Annotated in this window: 18 protein-coding genes; 10 read left to right on the forward strand and 8 right to left on the reverse strand. The window is 66.1% G+C overall.

What is annotated here, in order from left to right; all coding sequences use genetic code 11:
* Nucleotides 1–44 precede the first annotated feature (44 nt).
* The gene (locus tag C5B91_RS11695; protein ID WP_004042904.1) at nucleotides 45–455 is read right to left on the reverse strand and encodes an archease; all 411 of its coding nucleotides are present in this window, start codon (nucleotides 453–455) and stop codon (nucleotides 45–47) included.
* Nucleotides 456–633: 178 nt separating this feature from the next.
* On the opposite strand from C5B91_RS11695, the gene C5B91_RS11700 reads away from it, so the two are divergent.
* From C5B91_RS11700 to C5B91_RS11710, 3 genes are all read left to right on the forward strand, one after another.
* The gene (locus C5B91_RS11700; RefSeq protein WP_004969418.1) at nucleotides 634–1,110 is read left to right on the forward strand and encodes an N-acetyltransferase; all 477 of its coding nucleotides are present in this window, start codon (nucleotides 634–636) and stop codon (nucleotides 1,108–1,110) included.
* A gap of 109 nt (nucleotides 1,111–1,219) precedes the next feature.
* Nucleotides 1,220–2,188, forward strand: a complete 969-nt coding sequence (locus tag C5B91_RS11705; RefSeq protein WP_004974649.1) for a sugar phosphate isomerase/epimerase — start codon at nucleotides 1,220–1,222, stop codon at nucleotides 2,186–2,188.
* Between the two features lie 173 nt (nucleotides 2,189–2,361).
* The gene (locus tag C5B91_RS11710; RefSeq protein ID WP_115819360.1) at nucleotides 2,362–3,480 is read left to right on the forward strand and encodes a Gfo/Idh/MocA family protein; all 1,119 of its coding nucleotides are present in this window, start codon (nucleotides 2,362–2,364) and stop codon (nucleotides 3,478–3,480) included.
* Nucleotides 3,481–3,723: 243 nt separating this feature from the next.
* Here the strand turns inward: C5B91_RS11710 and C5B91_RS11715 are convergent, their stop codons facing one another.
* The 3 genes from C5B91_RS11715 to C5B91_RS11725 all read right to left on the reverse strand — a co-directional run bounded on the left by C5B91_RS11715 (nucleotide 3,724) and on the right by C5B91_RS11725 (nucleotide 5,545).
* On the reverse strand, nucleotides 3,724–4,572 hold the full coding sequence (locus tag C5B91_RS11715) for a translation initiation factor eIF-2B (RefSeq protein ID WP_049967815.1): 849 nt from the start codon (nucleotides 4,570–4,572) through the stop codon (nucleotides 3,724–3,726).
* 94 nt (nucleotides 4,573–4,666) lie between these two features.
* On the reverse strand, nucleotides 4,667–4,903 hold the full coding sequence (locus C5B91_RS23020) for a DUF5822 domain-containing protein (RefSeq protein ID WP_004042896.1): 237 nt from the start codon (nucleotides 4,901–4,903) through the stop codon (nucleotides 4,667–4,669).
* 135 nt (nucleotides 4,904–5,038) lie between these two features.
* Nucleotides 5,039–5,545, reverse strand: a complete 507-nt coding sequence (locus C5B91_RS11725; protein WP_008095068.1) for a type IV pilin — start codon at nucleotides 5,543–5,545, stop codon at nucleotides 5,039–5,041.
* Nucleotides 5,546–5,687: 142 nt separating this feature from the next.
* Between C5B91_RS11725 and panB the strand changes: the two genes are divergently transcribed.
* Complete coding sequence (gene panB / locus C5B91_RS11730; RefSeq protein ID WP_008095070.1) at nucleotides 5,688–6,497, forward strand: 3-methyl-2-oxobutanoate hydroxymethyltransferase; 810 nt, start codon at nucleotides 5,688–5,690, stop codon at nucleotides 6,495–6,497.
* 27 nt (nucleotides 6,498–6,524) lie between these two features.
* Here panB and C5B91_RS11735 read toward each other — a convergent pair whose 3' ends face one another.
* Nucleotides 6,525–7,307 carry an alpha/beta fold hydrolase gene (locus tag C5B91_RS11735; RefSeq protein WP_049967812.1) on the reverse strand — a complete coding sequence of 261 codons (783 nt, stop codon included), beginning with the start codon at nucleotides 7,305–7,307 and terminating at the stop codon, nucleotides 6,525–6,527.
* 252 nt (nucleotides 7,308–7,559) lie between these two features.
* Between C5B91_RS11735 and C5B91_RS11740 the strand changes: the two genes are divergently transcribed.
* On the forward strand, nucleotides 7,560–7,811 hold the full coding sequence (locus tag C5B91_RS11740) for an Hsp20/alpha crystallin family protein (RefSeq protein ID WP_008095074.1): 252 nt from the start codon (nucleotides 7,560–7,562) through the stop codon (nucleotides 7,809–7,811).
* Entirely contained in the window at nucleotides 7,812–10,076 is a 2,265-nt protein-coding gene (locus C5B91_RS11745; RefSeq protein WP_008095076.1) for a CDC48 family AAA ATPase, read from the forward strand.
* A gap of 381 nt (nucleotides 10,077–10,457) precedes the next feature.
* Here C5B91_RS11745 and bcp read toward each other — a convergent pair whose 3' ends face one another.
* The 3 genes from bcp to priS are packed head-to-tail and all read right to left on the reverse strand — an operon-like array spanning nucleotide 10,458 to nucleotide 13,081.
* Nucleotides 10,458–10,925, reverse strand: coding sequence for a thioredoxin-dependent thiol peroxidase (gene bcp / locus C5B91_RS11750; RefSeq protein ID WP_049967811.1), 468 nt, complete (start codon nucleotides 10,923–10,925; stop codon nucleotides 10,458–10,460).
* Between the two features lie 36 nt (nucleotides 10,926–10,961).
* Nucleotides 10,962–11,927, reverse strand: a complete 966-nt coding sequence (locus C5B91_RS11755) for a DNA replication protein (RefSeq protein ID WP_115819361.1) — start codon at nucleotides 11,925–11,927, stop codon at nucleotides 10,962–10,964.
* Nucleotides 11,924–13,081: a DNA primase small subunit PriS gene (gene priS, locus C5B91_RS11760; RefSeq protein WP_008095082.1), complete on the reverse strand. Its 1,158-nt coding sequence runs from the start codon at nucleotides 13,079–13,081 to the stop codon at nucleotides 11,924–11,926. The genes C5B91_RS11755 and priS overlap by 4 nt, the downstream gene beginning before the upstream one ends.
* A gap of 125 nt (nucleotides 13,082–13,206) precedes the next feature.
* Between priS and C5B91_RS11765 the strand changes: the two genes are divergently transcribed.
* The 4 genes from C5B91_RS11765 to C5B91_RS11780 all read left to right on the forward strand — a co-directional run bounded on the left by C5B91_RS11765 (nucleotide 13,207) and on the right by C5B91_RS11780 (nucleotide 17,925).
* On the forward strand, nucleotides 13,207–14,184 hold the full coding sequence (locus C5B91_RS11765; RefSeq protein ID WP_049968584.1) for an aldo/keto reductase: 978 nt from the start codon (nucleotides 13,207–13,209) through the stop codon (nucleotides 14,182–14,184).
* Nucleotides 14,185–14,339: 155 nt separating this feature from the next.
* On the forward strand, nucleotides 14,340–15,890 hold the full coding sequence (locus C5B91_RS11770; RefSeq protein ID WP_115819362.1) for a substrate-binding domain-containing protein: 1,551 nt from the start codon (nucleotides 14,340–14,342) through the stop codon (nucleotides 15,888–15,890).
* Between the two features lie 126 nt (nucleotides 15,891–16,016).
* Nucleotides 16,017–16,964 (forward strand): carbohydrate ABC transporter permease, encoded by a 948-nt coding sequence (locus tag C5B91_RS11775; protein ID WP_008095088.1) that lies wholly within the window; start codon nucleotides 16,017–16,019, stop codon nucleotides 16,962–16,964.
* Nucleotide 16,965: 1 nt separating this feature from the next.
* Nucleotides 16,966–17,925, forward strand: a complete 960-nt coding sequence (locus C5B91_RS11780) for a carbohydrate ABC transporter permease (protein ID WP_049967809.1) — start codon at nucleotides 16,966–16,968, stop codon at nucleotides 17,923–17,925.

Raw genomic sequence — 17,925 nt, forward strand, 5'->3', positions numbered from 1 at the left:
CCGAAACCGGGCGAGAGAAGGTATGAAACGATTGAATCGGAACGTCACACGTCGAAGACGACGTACGCCTCCCACCCGGCGTCGGTCTCCGCCAGTCGCATCTCGGAGTAGGTGACAGCCTTCACGTCGCGGGCGTCCACGTCGGCGAAGGGGACGCCGCGTGCGGACGCCTCGACGACCCACTCGTCGCCCTCCAGCCGGACGGTTGCCTCGTGGGCCGCGGGGAGGACGCCGCGCACGTCGCGCTCGTAGATGAGTTGGTCGAGGTAGTCGAACAACAGCGCCTCGCGGCCCTCAGCGCGGACGGCGAACGAAAAGCGGTCGCCCGTCTCGGCGGGGTCGTCGCACATCGCGGCGGTGAGCCCGTCGGCGACGGCGGCGAAGACGGCACCGAGGCTCTCGCCGTCGGCCTCGACGGCCACGTCGGCGGTGTGGTCGCGGAGCGTGAATCCCATACCGGAGGGAGGGACGCCGCCGACCCTCGTCCTTTCGGTCGGCGACGGGTTCGCGTCCCGGACCCCCCGCGTTCGCGCGTCGTTCGTGTCGGTGAGCTATCCGGTTTGCCGACGGCGGCTTCGGTCGGACCTGCAAACGGACGGTGGAGTTATATTCTCGCTCCGGCTACGACGGGACGTGAGCGTCAACGTGGAGATGCGGGTCGACGCCCCCGGCCAGCGCGAGTACGCCGAGGAGGCGTGGGACCTGAAAGAGCGGATTCGGGTCGAGGAGGGGCTCCTGAAACAGCGCCGGGGCTTCTTCATGGACGCCTACCGCCGGTCGAACACGTATCTCCTCTACGAGAACGACGCGCTCGTCGCGTTCGCCTCCACGCGGCGCGACGGCTACATCCTCTTTCTCGCGGTCTCGCCCGACGCCCGCGGCGAGGGCTACGGCAAGCGACTCGTCGCCGAGGTCGCGAGGGAGCATCCGGTCGTGACCTGTCACGCCCGGACGACGAACACGAACGCCCTCGACTTCTACGAGCGGATGGGCTTCGAGGTCCGCCGCCGCATCGACAACTACTACGAGGACGGCGGGGCCGCCTTCTACCTCCGACTCGGCGAGGAAGCCGGCCTCAGAGAGAAGCTCTCGGAGTTCCTCCGCCGGTAATCGCCTGACAGAACCGTATTCGACGCCGATTCGGAGAGCCGCCGCGCCGTCGTCGACCCGGTTGCGTGTATCCTTAATTTTTATTCACTTCCTAGTATATGTGGTTGATATGTACATCGGAGTGCTCACCGTCCCGCTCGGAGACGAACCCCTCGACGACGCGCTCGACTACCTGTCCGGTATCGGCGTCGACGGCGTCGAACTCGCCGTCGGCGGCTGGCCCGGCGAGGACCACGTCGACCGAAGCGCCGTCCTCGCGGACGACGACGCGCAGGCCGACCTCCTCGACTCGGTCGAGAGCCGAGACCTGCAAATCAGCGCGCTCGCGACGCACAACAACCCGCTTCACCCCGTCGAGGAGACGGCCGCCGAGGCCGACACCGAACTCCGCGAGGCCATCGAACTCGCGGACGCCCTCGACGTGAACACCGTCACCTGTTTCTCGGGACTCCCCGCCGGCGGCCCGAACGACGAGGTACCGAACTGGATTACCGCGCCGTGGCCGACCGAGCACGCCGACGCCCACGACTACCAGTGGGAGGTCGCCGTCGACTACTGGTCGGACCTCGCCGCGTTCGCCGACGACCACGGCGTGGACATCGCCATCGAGATGCACCCGAACATGCTCGTCTACGAGCCCACGGGCATGCTGAAGCTCCGCGAGGCGACGAACGAGCGCATCGGCGCGAACTTCGACCCCTCGCACCTCTACTGGCAGGACATCTCCATCACCGACGCGATTCGGTTCCTCGGCGAGGAGGACGCCATCCACCACTTCCACGCGAAGGACACGAAGGTCTACGAGTCCGAGTCGCGCATCAAGGGTGTCCTCGACACGACCTCCTACGCGGACACCGCCGACCGCTCGTGGCTGTTCCGCTCTATCGGCTACGGCCACGACGAAGGCCACTGGAAGGACGTGGTCTCGACGCTCCGGATGGTCGGCTACGAGGGCGCGCTCTCCATCGAACACGAGGACGCGCTCACGTCGTCCAAGGAGGGGCTCGAAAAGGCCGTCGACGTGCTCTCGCGGGCCGTCTTCGAGACGCAACCCGGCGAAGCCTACTGGGCGGAATAACTCATGTCTGAACCCCTCAAAATCGGCGTTCTCGGCTACCGCTTCAGGCCCACCTTTTTGCGGTTCGGGGCCGCTTCGCGACCCGCTCACCCCAAAAATCTGGACCAAAAAGTGCCGCGAGACTCGGCCTCCGGCCTCGCCCGCGGTACCGCATCGGGCACGGAGGTGGCGCAATGACTGAACCGCTCTCAGTCGGCGTCCTCGGCTACCGCTTCATGGGGAAGGCCCACTCCAACGCGCTCGCCCGCCTGCCGATGTTCTTCCCCGACGCGCCCGACGTGGAGCGCTCCGTCATCGTCGGCCGCAACGAGGAGGCGCTCGCCGACGCCGCAGACCGATTCGGCTTCGAATCGACCGCGACCGACTGGCGCGACGTGGTCGACGACGTGGACGTGTTCTACAACCTCGGCCCGAACCACCTCCACGCCGAACCCTCCGTCGCCGCGCTCGAAGCCGGTGCTAGCGTCTTCTGCGAGAAGCCGCTCGCGCCGACGCTCGACGAGGCCAAGGCGATGCGCGACGCCGCCCGCGCGGCCGACGGCGTCGCCGGCTGCGCGTTCAACTACCGCTTCGTCCCCGCCATCCGGTACGCGAAGGGACTCATCGAAGACGGCGAACTCGGCGAGATTCGGCACGTCCGCGGGCGTTACCTGCAGGACTGGCTCGTCGACCCCGAAGCGCCGTGGTCGTGGCGGAACGACGAGGAACTCGCCGGCTCCGGCGCGCTCGGCGACCTCGGCGCGCACACGGTCGACCTCGCGCGCTTCCTCGTCCGCGACGCCGCGGGCGACATCGAACGCATCTCCGGGCACCTCCAGACGTTCGTCGACGAGCGGCCCGTGCCCGGCGCGGACGAGTACAAGCCCGTGACCGTCGACGACGCCTACACCGCGCAGGCGGAGTTCGGAAACGGCGCGGTCGGGAACTTCGAGGCTTCGCGGTTCGCCGACGGCCACAAGAACGACCACACCATCGAGATTCACGGCTCCGAGGGGAGCCTGCAGTTCTCGCTCGAACGCCTCAACGAACTGGAGGTGAAGACCGGCGACGCCCGCGGCTACGAGACGGTGCTGGTCACCGACGAGGACGACCCCTACCTCGACCACTGGTGGCCGCCGGGCCACGTCCTCGGCTGGGAACACACCTTCGTCCACGAGAACTACGAGTTCCTGTCGGCGGTCGCCGACGGCGGCGACTTCTCGCCCTCGTTCGAGGACGCCTACGAGGTTCAAGAAGTGCTCGACGCCATCGAGCGCTCCGACGAGACCGGCGAGTGGGTCAGCCTCGATTAAATCCTGATGCGAGACTTATCTGAGTGGATAAGCCTCGCACTTCTCGTCGGAATCGGTATCGCCGGTATCACGCTTTTTCCATGTGCAGTCACGTTCGCAGAAGCGGGTTCGTCGAGATGTGCGATGGGGGTTGTCCAGTCTCTTAGTATCCCACCGATTGGACTCATCGTTGTTACCGTTCTACTGGCTGTCTCGTACTGGTGTTATACGAAGATATTCAGCGATGATGCATTTTGAGCCCGCTCAGAACTCGATGACGCCCTCGTCGGTGATGACCTCGTCGATGAGTTCGACCGGTGTGGCGTCGTAGGCGGGGTTCTCCAGCTCGATGCCCTCGACGGGTTCGAGCATGACCTCGCTGGGCGAGCGAATCTCGTTTTCGAAGCGGAAGCCGCCGTCGACGACCTTCGCGCCCGAGCCGACGACCGTGACCGGCACGCCGACCTCGTTGGCGGCGGCGACGAGCGGGAACGTCCCGATGCGGTTGTAGAGCGTCTCCTCGACGATACAGTCCATGCCGATGATGACGCGGTCGCACTTCGGGAGGAACATCCCCGACGCGCCGTCGACCATCAGGTGCGGCTCGACGTCGTCGATGGCGGCGAGTTCGCGCGCGAACTTCCGGCCGAGGAAGCGCGGGCGGGCCTCGGTCACGTAGGCGGTGAGTTCCGCGCCGTCGGCGACGGCGAGTTCGACGGCCTCCATGACCGTCGAGGAGTAGTCGTGAGTGAGGAACGTCTGGCCGTCCTCGATGGTCGCGGCCGCCTGCTGGGCGGCGTGGCGCTTGCCCGTCTCGACGTTCTCGACCACGCGGTCGATAGTCGCCAAGGTGAGGTCCCGCGCCTCGTCGAGGTCGTCGACCTCGCCTTGGATGCTGTGAAGCACGTCCTGTAAGGCGTTGTACAACGACGCGTGCGACGGGTTCGCCCGCTTGAGCGCGCCGACGTTGCGCTCGAGGTCGCGTTCGAACTCCTCGACGGTCGCGTAGTCGCGCTCCGTCAACTCCGCGAGCGCCCGCGTGGCCTTGACGGCGACGACCGAGGAGCTGTGCGTCTGCATCTCGCGAATCTCCTCGATGGTCTCGTCTATCATACGAGAACGTCGCCGTATCGTGTGAAAGAGTTTCCGGGAGCGAGCGCCGTCGCGGTCGCGGGGGACGTCCCCGGTCGCCGCGTTCGCGCCGGCCTCAGTCCTCCGCGTCGATGTCGGTGTCTAACTCCGCCTCGGGGGGCGTCCCGCCGTCGCCCGCGTTGGTCCGCTTGGCGTAGACGAACAGGACGACGGCGGTCACGAACCAGATGACCGCGCCGACGCGAATCGCGAACTCGGCGCGCGCGCCCCACGTCTGGAGCCCCGCGTTCACGGAGAGGACCGCGACGATGGGCGACCCGACGAGAATCGTCGTGACGAAGGTCATCTGCATGACCCACCCGTAATCGACGCCGTCCGGATTCGAGCGCTCGACTGGTTGCACGGGTAGCAGTATCACGGGGACGGCTAATGCGTGCCGGTTCGCGCTCGCGACCCGCGGTGCCGGCGTTCCGGTGTGCCCCGTCGCTCAGCAGGCGGCGCTTTTGGAGGTCGGCTCGGTCGGAATCTCGTAGTCGACGAGGATACTCGACGACCCGTCTTCGTGTTCGATGACGACCCGGTAGCGCTGGCCCGCCTCGCAGATGGGCTTCAGCGCGCTGTCGGAGCCAGCACCGTCGATGTGGGCGTACTCGCCCGCGGGACCGACCGTCTCGCCGCCGGTCCACACGTCTTCCCACGCGATGCGGTTGTTGGCGTCGTCGACGACGAACACCCGACTGCCGTCTTCGAGACTGCCGAACTCGTGGGTGATGTTGATGTACGCGCCGTTCGCGCCGTTATCCGGGCCGTCGGGGTGGTAGTCCACGTCGAACGACACCTGCGGTTGTGGCTCGGAGAGCACGTCCTCGAACCCCATCACCATCACGCCGACCGTGGCGGCGAGGAGGACGACGATGACGACGAGGAGCGAGACGCCGACGACCGGCGAGAGGCCGCGGGCGGAGCGGTCGTTGGAGGGCGACGAGGCGGGCATGCGTCGTTCGCACAGGCGCGTTCCGCCGAGTAAAGTGTTCCCTCGGTCGCAGGTTCGGGTGAGCGGGCGCAACGAGCGAACCTCGCGCGGCGCGCTGGAGTTGGCTGATAAGGCTGATAACCCGGACGCGCGAACGGCACGCATGGTCACGGTACGGTCCATTCGAGCGAAGGCTGGTAGCGAGCCCATCACGATGCTCACGGCGTACGACGCGCCGACCGCGAGCGTCGTCGACGAGGCGGGAATCGACATCATCCTCGTCGGCGACAGCATGGGCAACACGGCGCTCGGCTACGACTCGACGCTGCCGGTGACCGTCGAGGACGTAGCAAGCCGGACCGCCGCGGTGGCGCGCGCGGCCGACGACGCCCTCGTCGTCGCCGACATGCCGTTCCTCTCGTTCGGCGTGGACGAGGCGTCGAGCGTCGAACACTGCGGTCGGATGCTCAAGGAGGCCGACGCCGACGCGGTCAAACTGGAGTGCGGCCCCCACACCGTCGAGCTGACAGAACACCTCGTCCGGCTCGGTATTCCCGTGATGGCCCACCTCGGCTTGACCCCCCAGCGCGTCAAGGAAGTCGGCTACGGCAGGCAGGGGACGGACCGCGACGACGCACAGGTGATTCTCGACCTCGCGAAGGCCCACGCCGACGCGGGCGCGTTCTCGCTCGTCCTCGAACACGTCCCGGCGAACCTCGCAAAACAGGTCACGGAGGCCATCGACATCCCGACGATTGGCATCGGCGCAGGCCCCGACTGCGACGGGCAGGTGCTCGTCGTCGACGACGTGGTCGGGATGAGCGACCGCACGCCGCCGTTTGCGGCCCAGTTCGGCGACGTGAAATCCGAGATGGAGACGGCGGTCGGCGCGTACAGGGACGCCGTCGAGGCCGGCGAGTTCCCGGCCGACGAACACAGCCACGTCGAGGACGACCTCGACGAACTGTACTGAGGAGGCTCGCGTCCGCGCGGCTTCAACTCACGCGACGCGGCTGTCGAGGAACGTTTTCACGGCCTCGTTGAACGCTGCCGGCTGTTCGAGCATCGCAAGGTGCGCGGCGTCTTCGACCGTCTCGAGTTCGCAGTCGGGCATCGTCTCGGCGAGGTACTCGTGGTACGACGGCGGCGTCAGCCGGTCGTACTCGCCGACGAGCGCGAGCGTCGGAACCGAAATCCCCTCGATTTCGTCGCGCACATCGAAGGTGTGACACGACCGGAAATCGCGGCGGGTGACGGCCTGTCCCGCGTCGTACATCGCTTCTTTGGAGCCCTCGACGAGTCGCTCGTCGTCGGTGTGGAACAGTTTGTCTTCCCCGTGAAGGAACGAGACGGCGCGGTCGAAGTCGTCGTCGAGCCAGTTCAGCAGGTCCGAGAGCACGGCGAGTTTCGCGCCCGTGCCGGCGAGGACCAGCGCGTCGAGGTCGAGGTCGCGTTCGAGCGCCAGCGTCAGGACGACCGCGCCGCCGAGCGAGTTGCCGACGAGGACGCTCGCGTCGGTTTCCTCGACCACGGCGACCACGTCGTCGACGTAGGCCGAGAGCGTCTCGTAGCCGACGTCGGCGTTCACGTCGTCGCTGTCGCCGTGGCCGCTCAGGTCCAGTGCGGCGACCGGGTAGTCGCTCGCGAGGCGGAACTGACCGCGCCAGACGCCGTGTGCGCCGCCGCTCCCGTGGACACAGAGAACCGTCGGTCCTTCTCCGCCCGCGTCGCGGTATCGATAGGCTGTCTCTCGTCCGTGGTGGTCCGCCGAGGCCGTCTCCATACCTCGAAACTGGTCGCCGCGAGCCAATAAACCCCCACGCCGGCACCGGGTTTCGGCGGCGGTCCGTCCCGCCTCGGCCGTGCGGGCGACTGCCGTGGCCACTAGTTTGACGTTACTCCGCCGCGAATAGCACGGTGAGGCGTGACGACTGTGAACCGCAATTCAACCGAAATGCAGCATATCGGTGTCGTCACCCGATTCGTCGGAGAAAGATTTATATATTCAAAACGCTAACCTTGGGTTAGACTTACCATGAGCATGCAACAGTTCGCCGGCGGGAACGAGCGGTTCATTCGCCGGTACGAATACGAAGACTGCTGGGTCATCGCGGCCGACGTGGGCCTCTCGGAAGACGAGGTCGACGTGGACATCGTCGGGTCGACGGCCATCGTCGTGGCCGACCTCGGCGACCGCGTGACCGAGACGGAGTTCGAACTCCCCGCCGGCGGCGACGCCGACGTGGCGGTTCGAAACGGCGTGCTCACCATCACCCTCACCAAGTAAATGAAACTCATCGTCAAACCCCTCAAACAGAAGGACGCCGGTCGCGGACTCGCCGCTATCGACCGAGCCGCGGCCGCGGAACTCGACCTCGAAGGCGGAGATTTCATCCGCATCGACGGTCCGAACGACGGGACCGCCATCGCCCGCGTCTGGCCCGGTTACCCCGAAGACCAGGGAACCGGCATCATCCGCATCGACGGTCGTCTCCGCCAGCAGGCCGGCGTCGGCATCGACGAGCGCGTGGACGTGGAGAAAGCCGACGTGAAGCCCGCAAAGCGCGTCACTATCGCGCTCCCGCAGAACCTCCGCATCGGCGGTAACATCGGGACTTACATCCGCGACAAGCTCTCCGGCCAGCCGGTCGCGCAGGGCCAGAGCGTCCAGCTTCCGCTCGGCTTCGGCTTCATGAGCGCGTCGAACCAGTCGGTGCCAATCAAAATCGCGTCGACCGACCCGGACGGCACCGTCGTCGTCACCGACAACACCGAATTCCAGGTGAGCCAGAAGCCCGCCGAGCAGATCAAGGACTCCGCGCCGGGCGACGACGGCGGTCCCTCCGTCACCTACGAGGACATCGGCGGCCTCGACAAGGAGCTCGAACAGGTCCGTGAGATGATCGAACTCCCGATGCGCCACCCCGAGCTGTTCAAGCGCCTCGGTATCGAGCCGCCGAAGGGCGTTCTCCTGCACGGCCCGCCGGGGACGGGGAAGACCCTCATCGCGAAGGCCGTCGCCAACGAAATCGACGCCTCGTTCCACACTATCTCCGGCCCGGAGATCATGTCGAAGTACTACGGGGAGTCCGAAGAGCAACTCCGCGAAATCTTCGAGGAGGCCACGGAGAACTCGCCCGCCATCGTCTTCATCGACGAGATAGACTCCATCGCGCCCAAGCGCAGCGAGGCCGGCGGTGACGTGGAACGCCGCGTCGTCGCCCAACTGCTGTCGCTCATGGACGGCCTCGACGAGCGCGGCGAAGTCGTCGTCATCGGCGCGACCAACCGCGTGGACGCCATCGACAACGCGCTCCGCCGCGGCGGGCGCTTCGACCGCGAAATCGAAATCGGCGTGCCGGACCGCGACGGACGCAAGGAAATCATGCAGGTCCACACGCGGAACATGCCGCTGACCGACGACGTGGACCTCGACGCCTACGCCGACAGCACTCACGGCTTCGTCGGGGCGGACCTCGAATCGCTGGCCAAGGAGTCGGCGATGCACGCCCTGCGGCGCATCCGGCCGCAACTCGACCTCGACGCCGAGGAGATAGACGCCGAGGTGCTCGAAGGCCTCAAGGTCACGGAAGACGATTTCAGACAGGCGCTCAAGAGCATCGAGCCCTCGGCGCTCCGCGAGGTGTTCGTCGAGGTTCCCGACGTGACGTGGGAGGACGTGGGCGGACTCGAACCCACGAAAGAGCGCCTCCGCGAGACCATCCAGTGGCCCCTCGAATACCCCGAGGTGTTCCAGCAGATGGACATGGACGCCGCCAAGGGCGTCCTGATGTACGGCCCGCCGGGGACGGGGAAGACCCTGCTGGCGAAGGCCGTCGCCAACGAGGCGGAGTCGAACTTCATCTCCATCAAGGGCCCCGAACTCCTGAACAAGTTCGTCGGGGAGTCCGAAAAGGGCGTCCGCGAGGTGTTCAAGAAGGCCCGCGAGAACGCCCCGACGGTGGTGTTCTTCGACGAAATCGACTCCATCGCGACCGAGCGCGGTCGCGACTCGTCGAGTTCGGGCGTCACCGAGCGCGTCGTCTCCCAACTGCTCACCGAACTCGACGGCCTCGAAGCGCTCGAAGACGTGGTCGTCATCGCGACGACCAACCGGCCGGACCTCATCGACTCGGCGCTCCTGCGCCCCGGCCGCCTCGACCGCCACGTCCACGTGCCCGTCCCCGACGAGGACGCCCGCCGCGCCATCCTCGACGTGCACACCCGCGAAAAGCCGTTGGCTGACGACGTCGACCTCGATAAAATCGCGTCGAAGACCGACGGCTACGTCGGTGCCGACCTCGAAGCGCTCGCCCGCGAGGCGTCGATGAACGCCTCCCGCGAGTTCATCCGGAGCGTCGAGAAGGAGGACATCGGCGAGAGCGTCGGTAACGTCCGCGTGACGATGGAACACTTCGAGAACGCCCTCGACGAAATCGGCGCGAGCGTCACCGACGACGTGCGCCGCCGCTACGAGGAGATCGAAGAGCGCTTCCAGAAGAGCGAGGTCGAACGCGACCGCGAGACCGAAGTCGGCCGCACCTTCCAGTAAGCGGCCCGCGGCCGTCGCGCGAACTCCCACGCGACCCCGACGACCCCCGCGATTCCGACGATTTTTCGAACTCGACCGCCGAGCGACGGCACCGTCGGCCGCGGACCGACCGGGCGGTTCGCGGTCGCGTTCATCCGACCTACCACCCGACGGGCCACCGCGACCGTCACGTTCATATCACTCCCATCTGCTACGTAGTGGTACGCGGTTCTCGGGATACGCAATAATCAACGAGTTCTACGTTTATTTCACCGGAAATGCGGTGTGTCTCCCGTCGTTTGTAAAGAATGTACTCGGTCAGTAGTTGTCGGTTCGACGCGAGACGGAAACCGGACGGTCCGCCGGGGCGGGGCAGTCGCCCGGTCGAGGCGGCGTCCCCGTTCAGCCGTCCAGTTCGTCGAGATCGGCGAGGATTTCGTCGGCGTGGCCGTCGGGCGAGACGCCCTCGTAGACCCGCTCGATGGTCCCGCCGGGGCCGACGAGATACGAGTTGCGGAAGACGCCGTCGAACGTCTTGCCGAACATGTTCTTTTCGCCGTACGAGCCGTACGCCGAGGAGACGCTGCCGTCTTCGTCCGACAGGAGCGTGAAGGGAAGGTCGTACTTCTCGGCGAACGAGTCGAGGTCCGAAACGGGGTCGTCGCTGATGCCGAGAACCGTCGCGTCGCGTTCCTCGAACTCGTCCCACGAGTCGCGGAAGCCGCAGGCTTCGGTGGTACAGCCCGGCGTGTCGGCGCGCGGGTAGAAGTAGACCACGACGTGCTCGCCGCGGAAGTCGGACAGCGAGACGAGGTCGCCGCGCTGGTCGGGCAGTTCGAAGTCGGGGGCGTCGTCGCCAATGTCGAGCATAGCCACCAGTTCCGGCGGCGGAAAGAAGGGTCTTTCTCAGTCGAGTTTCTCGGCCGCGCCGCGCTCGACCAGCGGGTCGGCGTTGGCCGCCGGAAGCGTCACCACGTCCTCGGTGGCGAGGTCGTACTCGCGCTCGTCGACGCCGAGGATGGTCCCTACGTCGGCGGTGATGCGGACCGTCTCGCGCTCGTCGGCGAGACCGGAAAGCGGGTCGTCGGCGGACGGTTCAACCGTGTCGGTATCGCCCGCTGACGGGGCCGCGGTCTCCGAGTCTGGTTCGTCCGGCGGAACCGCGGGACCGGAGTCCGAGGGGCCGGAATCGGTCGACACCGCGGCGGCCTCGGTGGCCGGTCGGCCGGGGTCCGGTTGGGGCGTCGACTGCGCGCCCGAAGCGTCGTCGCCGGTTCCGCCGCCCATCGCGTCCGCGAGCACGTCGCCCGCGGCCGAGTCGCCGGTGGGGGTCTCGGAGCCGTCAGCGTCGGTGCCAATGCCGGTCGGCGCGGTCTCCGGGTCGGGTTCGTCCGGTGGAACCGCGGGTCCGGAATCGCCGGGCGCGCCCGGTTCCGCGGTCGTCACGTCGGTCGCGGAAACGGCGTCCTTCGGGGAGTCGGCGGCCGACACGTCTTCGAGCGCGGAGAGCACCGTGCCGCGGTTCTCCTCGATGCGGTCGACGAGGTCGTCGAACAGCCGCTTTTCCTCGTGGGTCAGCCCGTCCGTCTCGGAGGACATCTCCGCGGCCGCGAAGCTCGCGGCCTTGACGACCTTGCCGACGCGGCGCTCGTAGATGGAGGTGACGACCTCCTCCGCGGTCTCGATTTCGTCCGTGAGCCGCCGAATCTCCGGCGAGTAGTGGGTGCCGAGCTGTTCGGCCTTCTGCTCGCGTTTCGCCTTCTGCTCGGCGATGAACTCCGCGACGTCCTCGTAGAACGACTCGCGGAGGTGCTGTAGGCTGTCTTTCTGTCGCTCCGTCCGAAGCACGCTCCTGAGGTCGTCTACGTTCATTCTGTCACCTTCTCGGCTCGACCGCGAGTCATGAGAAACACGCCGAGGCTCTCGTCTACCGACTGCACGCCGGAGTCGAGTGTAAAGCTATCGCCGTCGAACTCGACCTCGCCGGGGTCGGTCACTCTGACGGCGATGTCGCGGCCGCGGAAGCGGTCCGGGACCGCATCGGAGAGGGGGTCGAAGTCGTCGATTTCGTCGCGGTCGAGCGGTTCGACGACGAGTCCCGACCCGCCGTGGAGGCTCTTCGGGAGGCGAATCAGCCGTTTCGTGTCGGTCGTCACGGGTTCGTCTATCGGCGAGGTCTCGTCCTCGACGGTCTCGTGGGCGAGCGCCTCGACCAGCGTCCGGACGCCCGGGCCGCCGGCCTCGACGTTGCCCTCGCGGACGGCGTCGGGGTTGTTCCGGAACGCGCCGAGAATCGTTTTCGCGCGCCCGTCGCCGATACCGTCGAGTTCCTTCAACCGCGAGAGCGCGGCGTCTTCTTCCATCTCCAACAGCGCGTCCACGAACGCGAGGAGTCGCCGGTGGGTCCGCCGGCCCCACCCGCCCTCGGTTCGGAGGACGCGCTGGGTCGTCGTCCCGTGCTGTCGCGTCTCGACGAGCGCGTCGAAGTCGAGGTCGATGGCGCGGATGTAATCGACCACCTCGCGGCGGGCCTCGCTGTCGAGGCCGCGGACCGATTCGTCGCGCACGTGGACGTGGTAGCCGCGGCCGCCGGAGAATACGGCCTGCATCTCCTCGAACGCGAAGTCGTCTTCGAGGAGGCTCAGCAGGTCGAGAAGGGCCTCCTTCCCGGCGTCGAGCATATCGGCGTACCCCGTCGTCTCGGGGTCGACGCCGGGGAGGTGGTCCGCGTCGATGTCGAAGACGAGGTCGGCCTCGCGCCAGTCCTTGTCGTCCATCGAGGCCGCACCGGGGTCCGAAAACCGGGCCGACGAGAAGTAGACGTGCCGGGGCGCGCTCCGGGCGAGGTAGTCCGAGAGGTCGCCGAGGTCGAGAAGCGACTGGTGGCGGTGCATCCGCGTGCCGCCGGCCGACCACGGGATGACCCCCCACTCCCGTTCGCCCGGCGCGGGCGGGAGCGGAACGTCGGTGCTCCGGTAGTAGTCACCGAAGCGACCTTCGAGGTACTCACGAGTGCGCCCGTCCATACACCTCGGGTTCCAGAGGCGCGGGTAAAGCCATTACGTCTCCCCACGGCCGTGGTCGTTTCTCTCACGTCCGTGATGTGCGTATGCTTATCATTGACGTTCGTGTATGAAGCGGTGTGACCGACATGGAGTACACCTACCTCGGCGACACCGGCCTCGAAGTCTCACGGCTCTGTCTGGGCTGTATGAACTTCGGCTCCAGCGCGGAGTGGATGATGAACGACAGGCAGGCGAGTCTCGACCTCCTCGACAACGCGCTCGACGCCGGCATCAACTTCCTCGACACGGCGAACGCCTACTCCCGCGGGGAGTCGGAGGAAATCGTCGGCGAGGCCATCGCCGAGCGCGACCGCGAGGAGCTCGCCATCGCGACGAAGGTTTACTTCCCGATGGGTGACGGGCCGAACAAGTCCGGGCTCTCGCGCAAGCACATCATCGACCAGGCGCACGCGAGCCTCGACCGACTCGGCACCGACTACATCGACCTCTACCAGATACACCGCTGGGACGACGGCGTCCCCATCGAGGAGACGCTCTCGGCGCTCGACTACCTCGTCGAAGAGGGGCTCGTCCGCTACGTCGGCGCGAGCACGATGACCTCGTACCAGTTCACGAGGGCGCTGTACACCGCCGACGTGGAGAACTTCGAACGCTTCGCCTGCATGCAACCGGAGTACAACGCGGTCGACCGCCACGAGGAGGCGAACCTGCTTCCGGTCTGCGAGGGCGAGGGCATCGGCGTCATCCCGTGGTCGCCGCTCGCGGGCGGCTTCCTCACGGGCAAGTACGAGCGCAACGCCGAGGTCCCAGCGGACACGCGCGCGGACTCGGACGAGTACACGTCGAACCGCTTTACCGACGAGAACTGGGGCGTCCTCGACGCGATTCGCTCGCTCGCCGAGGAGAAAGGGGCGACGCCCGCGCAGGTGTCGCTCGCGTGGCTCCTCCACAAACCCGTCGTGGACGCGCCCATCATCGGGCCGCGCCGACTCGACCACCTCGAAGAGAACGTCGGCGCGCTCGACGTGGACCTGAGTGAAAACGATATCGAGCGAATCGAAGCCCCAAAGACGCCGCGGTGGCCCGCGCCGGGTAAAGACTAAGCGTCAACGGCGCTAACCTTTACGGACAATAGTTACAGATTCTCGACTGATTGAATTTCGGACTGCCGAGACTATTGACAAGTAATTTACTACAACACCGGTAGTGGCCAGCACCAAAACTATAAATAATCACTAATTGTAGAATACAGACTGTAATGGTTGATGCTGACTCACGCAAGGGCAAGCGTACTGGCGTCTCTCGACGCAGTTTTGTGAAGGCGGCCGGCGCATCGGGCGTCGCCGTCGGACTGGCCGGGTGCATTAGCACCGGCGGTGGAGACGGCAACGGCGGCGGAAACGGTGGCACCGACACCGACACCGACACGCCGATTAACACCGAAGAGACCACCGACGACATCACGCTTCAGTGGGCCGCCGACACCCGCGTCGCGGAGGCGGAAGAGGAAGTCGTGCAGGCGCTCCGGGACGCCGGCCTCCCGGAGAACATCGATATCGACATCCTCGCCGGGTCGCAGGTGACGGACAACCGGCAGGCACAGTACCAGCAGTGGCTCTCCGGTGGTCGCTCGGAGCCGACGCTGCTCATGATGGACAGCGGGTGGACGATTCCGTTCATCGCGCGGAACCAACTGCAGAACCTCTCGCAGTCGCTCCCGGAGGAGATGACCAGTACCATCGAAGAGGAGTACTTCGAGGCCAGCGTCTCGACGGCGAAGGGGTCGAACGGCGACCTCTACGGCCAGCCGCTGTTCCCCGACTTCCCGACGGTCCAGTACCGAAAGGACCTGCTCCGAAACGCGGGCTACACCGACGAGGACTTCTCGACGTGGGCGACCGAGTCCATGTCGTGGGAAGACTTCTCGCGCGTCACGAAAGAGGCGCTCGACGCCAACCCCGACATCGAGAACGGGTTCACGTTCCAGGCGAACGTCTACGAGGGCCTGTCGTGCTGTGACTTCAACGAGTTCATGACCTCGTACGGCGGCGCGTACTTCGGCGGCCGCGAGAACCTGTTCGGCCCCATCGGTGACCGCCCCATCACGGTCGAAGAAGAGCCGGTCATCAACGCGATTCGGATGGTCCGGACGCTCATCCACGGCGAGGACGATGAGTACGCCCTCGACGGCATCACGGGCGGCATCTCGCCCGAGGCGGTCCTCCAGTGGACCGAGGACCCGTCCCGACAGCCCTTCACGACGGGCAACGCGGTCATGCACCGCAACTGGCCGTACTCCATCGTCATCAACGGCGCGGAGCCGTCGGAGGAGAACGACCAGACCGGCTTCGGCGAGGACCTCGGCGTCATGCCGATTCCGTACGGCGTCACCGCCGACGAGGCCCAGTACGAGGGCACCGGCGGCCCCGTCGCCGCCCTCGGCGGCTGGCACATGACGATGAACCCGAACTCCTCGGACGAACAGAAGCAGGCCGCGGTGCAGGTGCTTCGGACGATGCAGACCGAGCAGTTCCAGCTGGACATGTTCCGCATCATCGGCTGGATTCCGCCGCGCCCGTCGCTGCTCGAATCCGACCAGGCCGCCGAGGTGCCCATCATCGGCCGCTACCTCGACGCCCTGAAGGTCGCCGGCGAGAACGCGATTCCCCGCCCGGTCACCGTCGTTTGGCCGCAGCAGTCCGGCCGCATCTCCCAGGAGGTCAACGCCGCGTTCGCCCAGGAGAAATCCCCCGAACAGGCGATGTCCGACCTCGCATCACAGCTCGAACAGATCGAGCAGAACGCGTAGAGCAACGTCTTTACCGAGACGTAACAAACATACACGTTATCATTTGACATGGCTACCGAACAACAATCAGGGGAGACACTTTCCGACACCCGGAGGAGCGGCCCGTACGCCTCGGCCATCAACTGGATGGAGTCGCTTTCCGAGACGCAGTTCGCGTACCTGCTTCTGACGCCCGCGCTCGTCCTCTTGGGGGTAATCGCCGTCTACCCGCTGGTCTCGACGTTCAGCATGTCGCTGTTCGCCGACCGGCTGACGGGGACCGCGCGACTCGGCGAGTTCGTCGGACTGCAGAACTACGTGGACCTGTTCACCGGCGCGCGCAACTACGCGCTTCCGTCGCAGTTCCTCCCGACGTTCAGCTCGGAGTTCCCCTTCGTCACGAACATCTACTCCAGCGCGCTCGCGGTGACGCTCATCTTCACCGTGTTCAGCGTGCTGTTCGAAACGCTCATCGGCTTCGGTCAGGCGCTCATCCTCGACCAGGACTTCCGCGGTCGCCGCTGGGTCCGCGTCGCCATCATCATCCCGTGGGCCGTTCCTATCGTCATCCAGGGGATGATCTGGTACCTGATGTTCCAGCCGAACATCGGATTCCTCGTCGGCACGAGCGAGAACCCGGCGCTGTTGAACCAGCTCGGTCTCATCGGCACGACGCCGCTTCGGAACACCGCCGACGCGCTGTTCCTCATCATCGTGGCCGACGTGTGGAAGACCTCGGCGTTCATGGCGCTTCTCATCCTCGCGGGGATGCAGAGCATCGACCGGTCGCTGTACGACGTGGCGAAGGTCGCCGGCGCGTCGCGCTGGCAGCAGTTCAAGCTCATCACCTTCCCGCTCATCCTGCCGACGGTGCTCGTGGCGATGCTGTTCCGCACCATCGACGCGATGCGCGTCTACGGTATCATCCAGACCATGGCCGGCTGTCAGACGGTCCCGTCGTTGTCGTGTCTCGTCGTCACGACGTTCAACACGCCGCTGTACGGGACCTCGGCGACCGTGGCGTTCGTCACCGCGGGCATCATCGCCGTCGTGGTCTCGGTGTACATCGTGAACTTCGCTAGCGAGGGTCTCTAAGATGTCCAGCGAAACTTCGGGAGCCGGCATCGGCTCCGACGACGCCGACATGGAACAGGGGCCGCTCGGCCGCTGGGTCGACTCCGCCATCAAGAACCCCGACAGGGTCTACCGCGCGATGTTCTACGTCGCGATGCTGTTCTTCCTGGTGACGACCCTGTTCCCGTTCTACTGGCTGCTCGTGCTCGCGCTCACGCCGAACAACCTCATCGCCAACATGGGGCTCGTACCGAAGGGGTTCAACCCCGAGGTGTTCCTCGCGATGTTCGAACGGGTGCCGTTCCACCTGTACATGTTCAACAGCTTCGTGCTGGGCATCACGACCACCGTGCTCGTGTTGCTCATCGCCAGCCTCGCGGGGTACGTCTTCGGCCGCCTCCGGTTCCCCGGAAAGGGCGTGCTGATGCTCGGCATCCTCGCCATCAGCTACTTCCCGCCGGCGGCGTTCCTCATCCCGCTTTTCGAACTGTTCACCGGGAACACGGCGATTAGCATCGGGATGGTGACGATATCGACGCCGGACCTGTTCAACACGCCGGCACCGATGGTGTTCCCGTTCAGCGCGCTGTTCCTGCCGCTGTCGATATTCATCCTCACAACCTTCTACGGGCAGATTCCCGATGGGTTGGAGGACGCGGCGCGGGTAGAGGGAACGACCCGACTGGGCGCGCTGTTCCGCGTCATCGTGCCGCTTTCGGCACCCGGCGTGGCGACCGCGGGCGTCCTCACGTTCATCAGCGTCTACAACGAGTTCTTCTTCTCGTTCCTGATGAACAACGGCGAGGCCGACTCGTGGGCGCCCATCGTCGCGGGTATCCTGAAGTATCAGGGGCAGTTCGACACCCCGTACAACCTGATGGCCGCCGCCTCCATCGTGGGGGTCTTACCCGTGGCCATCCTTGTCATCATCGCGCAGGAACGCATCGTGAGTGGACTGACTGCAGGAGCGCTGAAGGAGTAA

The sequence above is a fragment of the Haloferax sp. Atlit-10N genome, assembly GCF_003586325.1.
GTDB classification, from domain to species: Archaea; Halobacteriota; Halobacteria; order Halobacteriales; family Haloferacaceae; genus Haloferax; species Haloferax prahovense.

Excerpts from the sequence above, each read along its gene's own strand:
- C5B91_RS11695 (WP_004042904.1), bottom strand. The coding sequence starts at position 455 with ATGGGATTCACGCTCCGCGACCACACCGCCGACGTGGCCGTCGAGGCC.
- C5B91_RS11705 (WP_004974649.1), top strand. The coding sequence starts at position 1,220 with ATGTACATCGGAGTGCTCACCGTCCCGCTCGGAGACGAACCCCTCGAC.
- C5B91_RS11710 (WP_115819360.1), top strand. The coding sequence starts at position 2,362 with ATGACTGAACCGCTCTCAGTCGGCGTCCTCGGCTACCGCTTCATGGGG.
- C5B91_RS11715 (WP_049967815.1), bottom strand. The coding sequence starts at position 4,572 with ATGATAGACGAGACCATCGAGGAGATTCGCGAGATGCAGACGCACAGC.
- C5B91_RS23020 (WP_004042896.1), bottom strand. The coding sequence starts at position 4,903 with ATGCAGATGACCTTCGTCACGACGATTCTCGTCGGGTCGCCCATCGTC.
- C5B91_RS11725 (WP_008095068.1), bottom strand. The coding sequence starts at position 5,545 with ATGCCCGCCTCGTCGCCCTCCAACGACCGCTCCGCCCGCGGCCTCTCG.
- panB (WP_008095070.1), top strand. The coding sequence starts at position 5,688 with ATGGTCACGGTACGGTCCATTCGAGCGAAGGCTGGTAGCGAGCCCATC.
- C5B91_RS11735 (WP_049967812.1), bottom strand. The coding sequence starts at position 7,307 with ATGGAGACGGCCTCGGCGGACCACCACGGACGAGAGACAGCCTATCGA.
- C5B91_RS11740 (WP_008095074.1), top strand. The coding sequence starts at position 7,560 with ATGAGCATGCAACAGTTCGCCGGCGGGAACGAGCGGTTCATTCGCCGG.
- C5B91_RS11745 (WP_008095076.1), top strand. The coding sequence starts at position 7,812 with ATGAAACTCATCGTCAAACCCCTCAAACAGAAGGACGCCGGTCGCGGA.
- bcp (WP_049967811.1), bottom strand. The coding sequence starts at position 10,925 with ATGCTCGACATTGGCGACGACGCCCCCGACTTCGAACTGCCCGACCAG.
- C5B91_RS11755 (WP_115819361.1), bottom strand. The coding sequence starts at position 11,927 with ATGAACGTAGACGACCTCAGGAGCGTGCTTCGGACGGAGCGACAGAAA.
- priS (WP_008095082.1), bottom strand. The coding sequence starts at position 13,081 with ATGGACGGGCGCACTCGTGAGTACCTCGAAGGTCGCTTCGGTGACTAC.
- C5B91_RS11765 (WP_049968584.1), top strand. The coding sequence starts at position 13,207 with ATGGAGTACACCTACCTCGGCGACACCGGCCTCGAAGTCTCACGGCTC.
- C5B91_RS11770 (WP_115819362.1), top strand. The coding sequence starts at position 14,340 with ATGGTTGATGCTGACTCACGCAAGGGCAAGCGTACTGGCGTCTCTCGA.
- C5B91_RS11775 (WP_008095088.1), top strand. The coding sequence starts at position 16,017 with ATGGAGTCGCTTTCCGAGACGCAGTTCGCGTACCTGCTTCTGACGCCC.
- C5B91_RS11780 (WP_049967809.1), top strand. The coding sequence starts at position 16,966 with ATGTCCAGCGAAACTTCGGGAGCCGGCATCGGCTCCGACGACGCCGAC.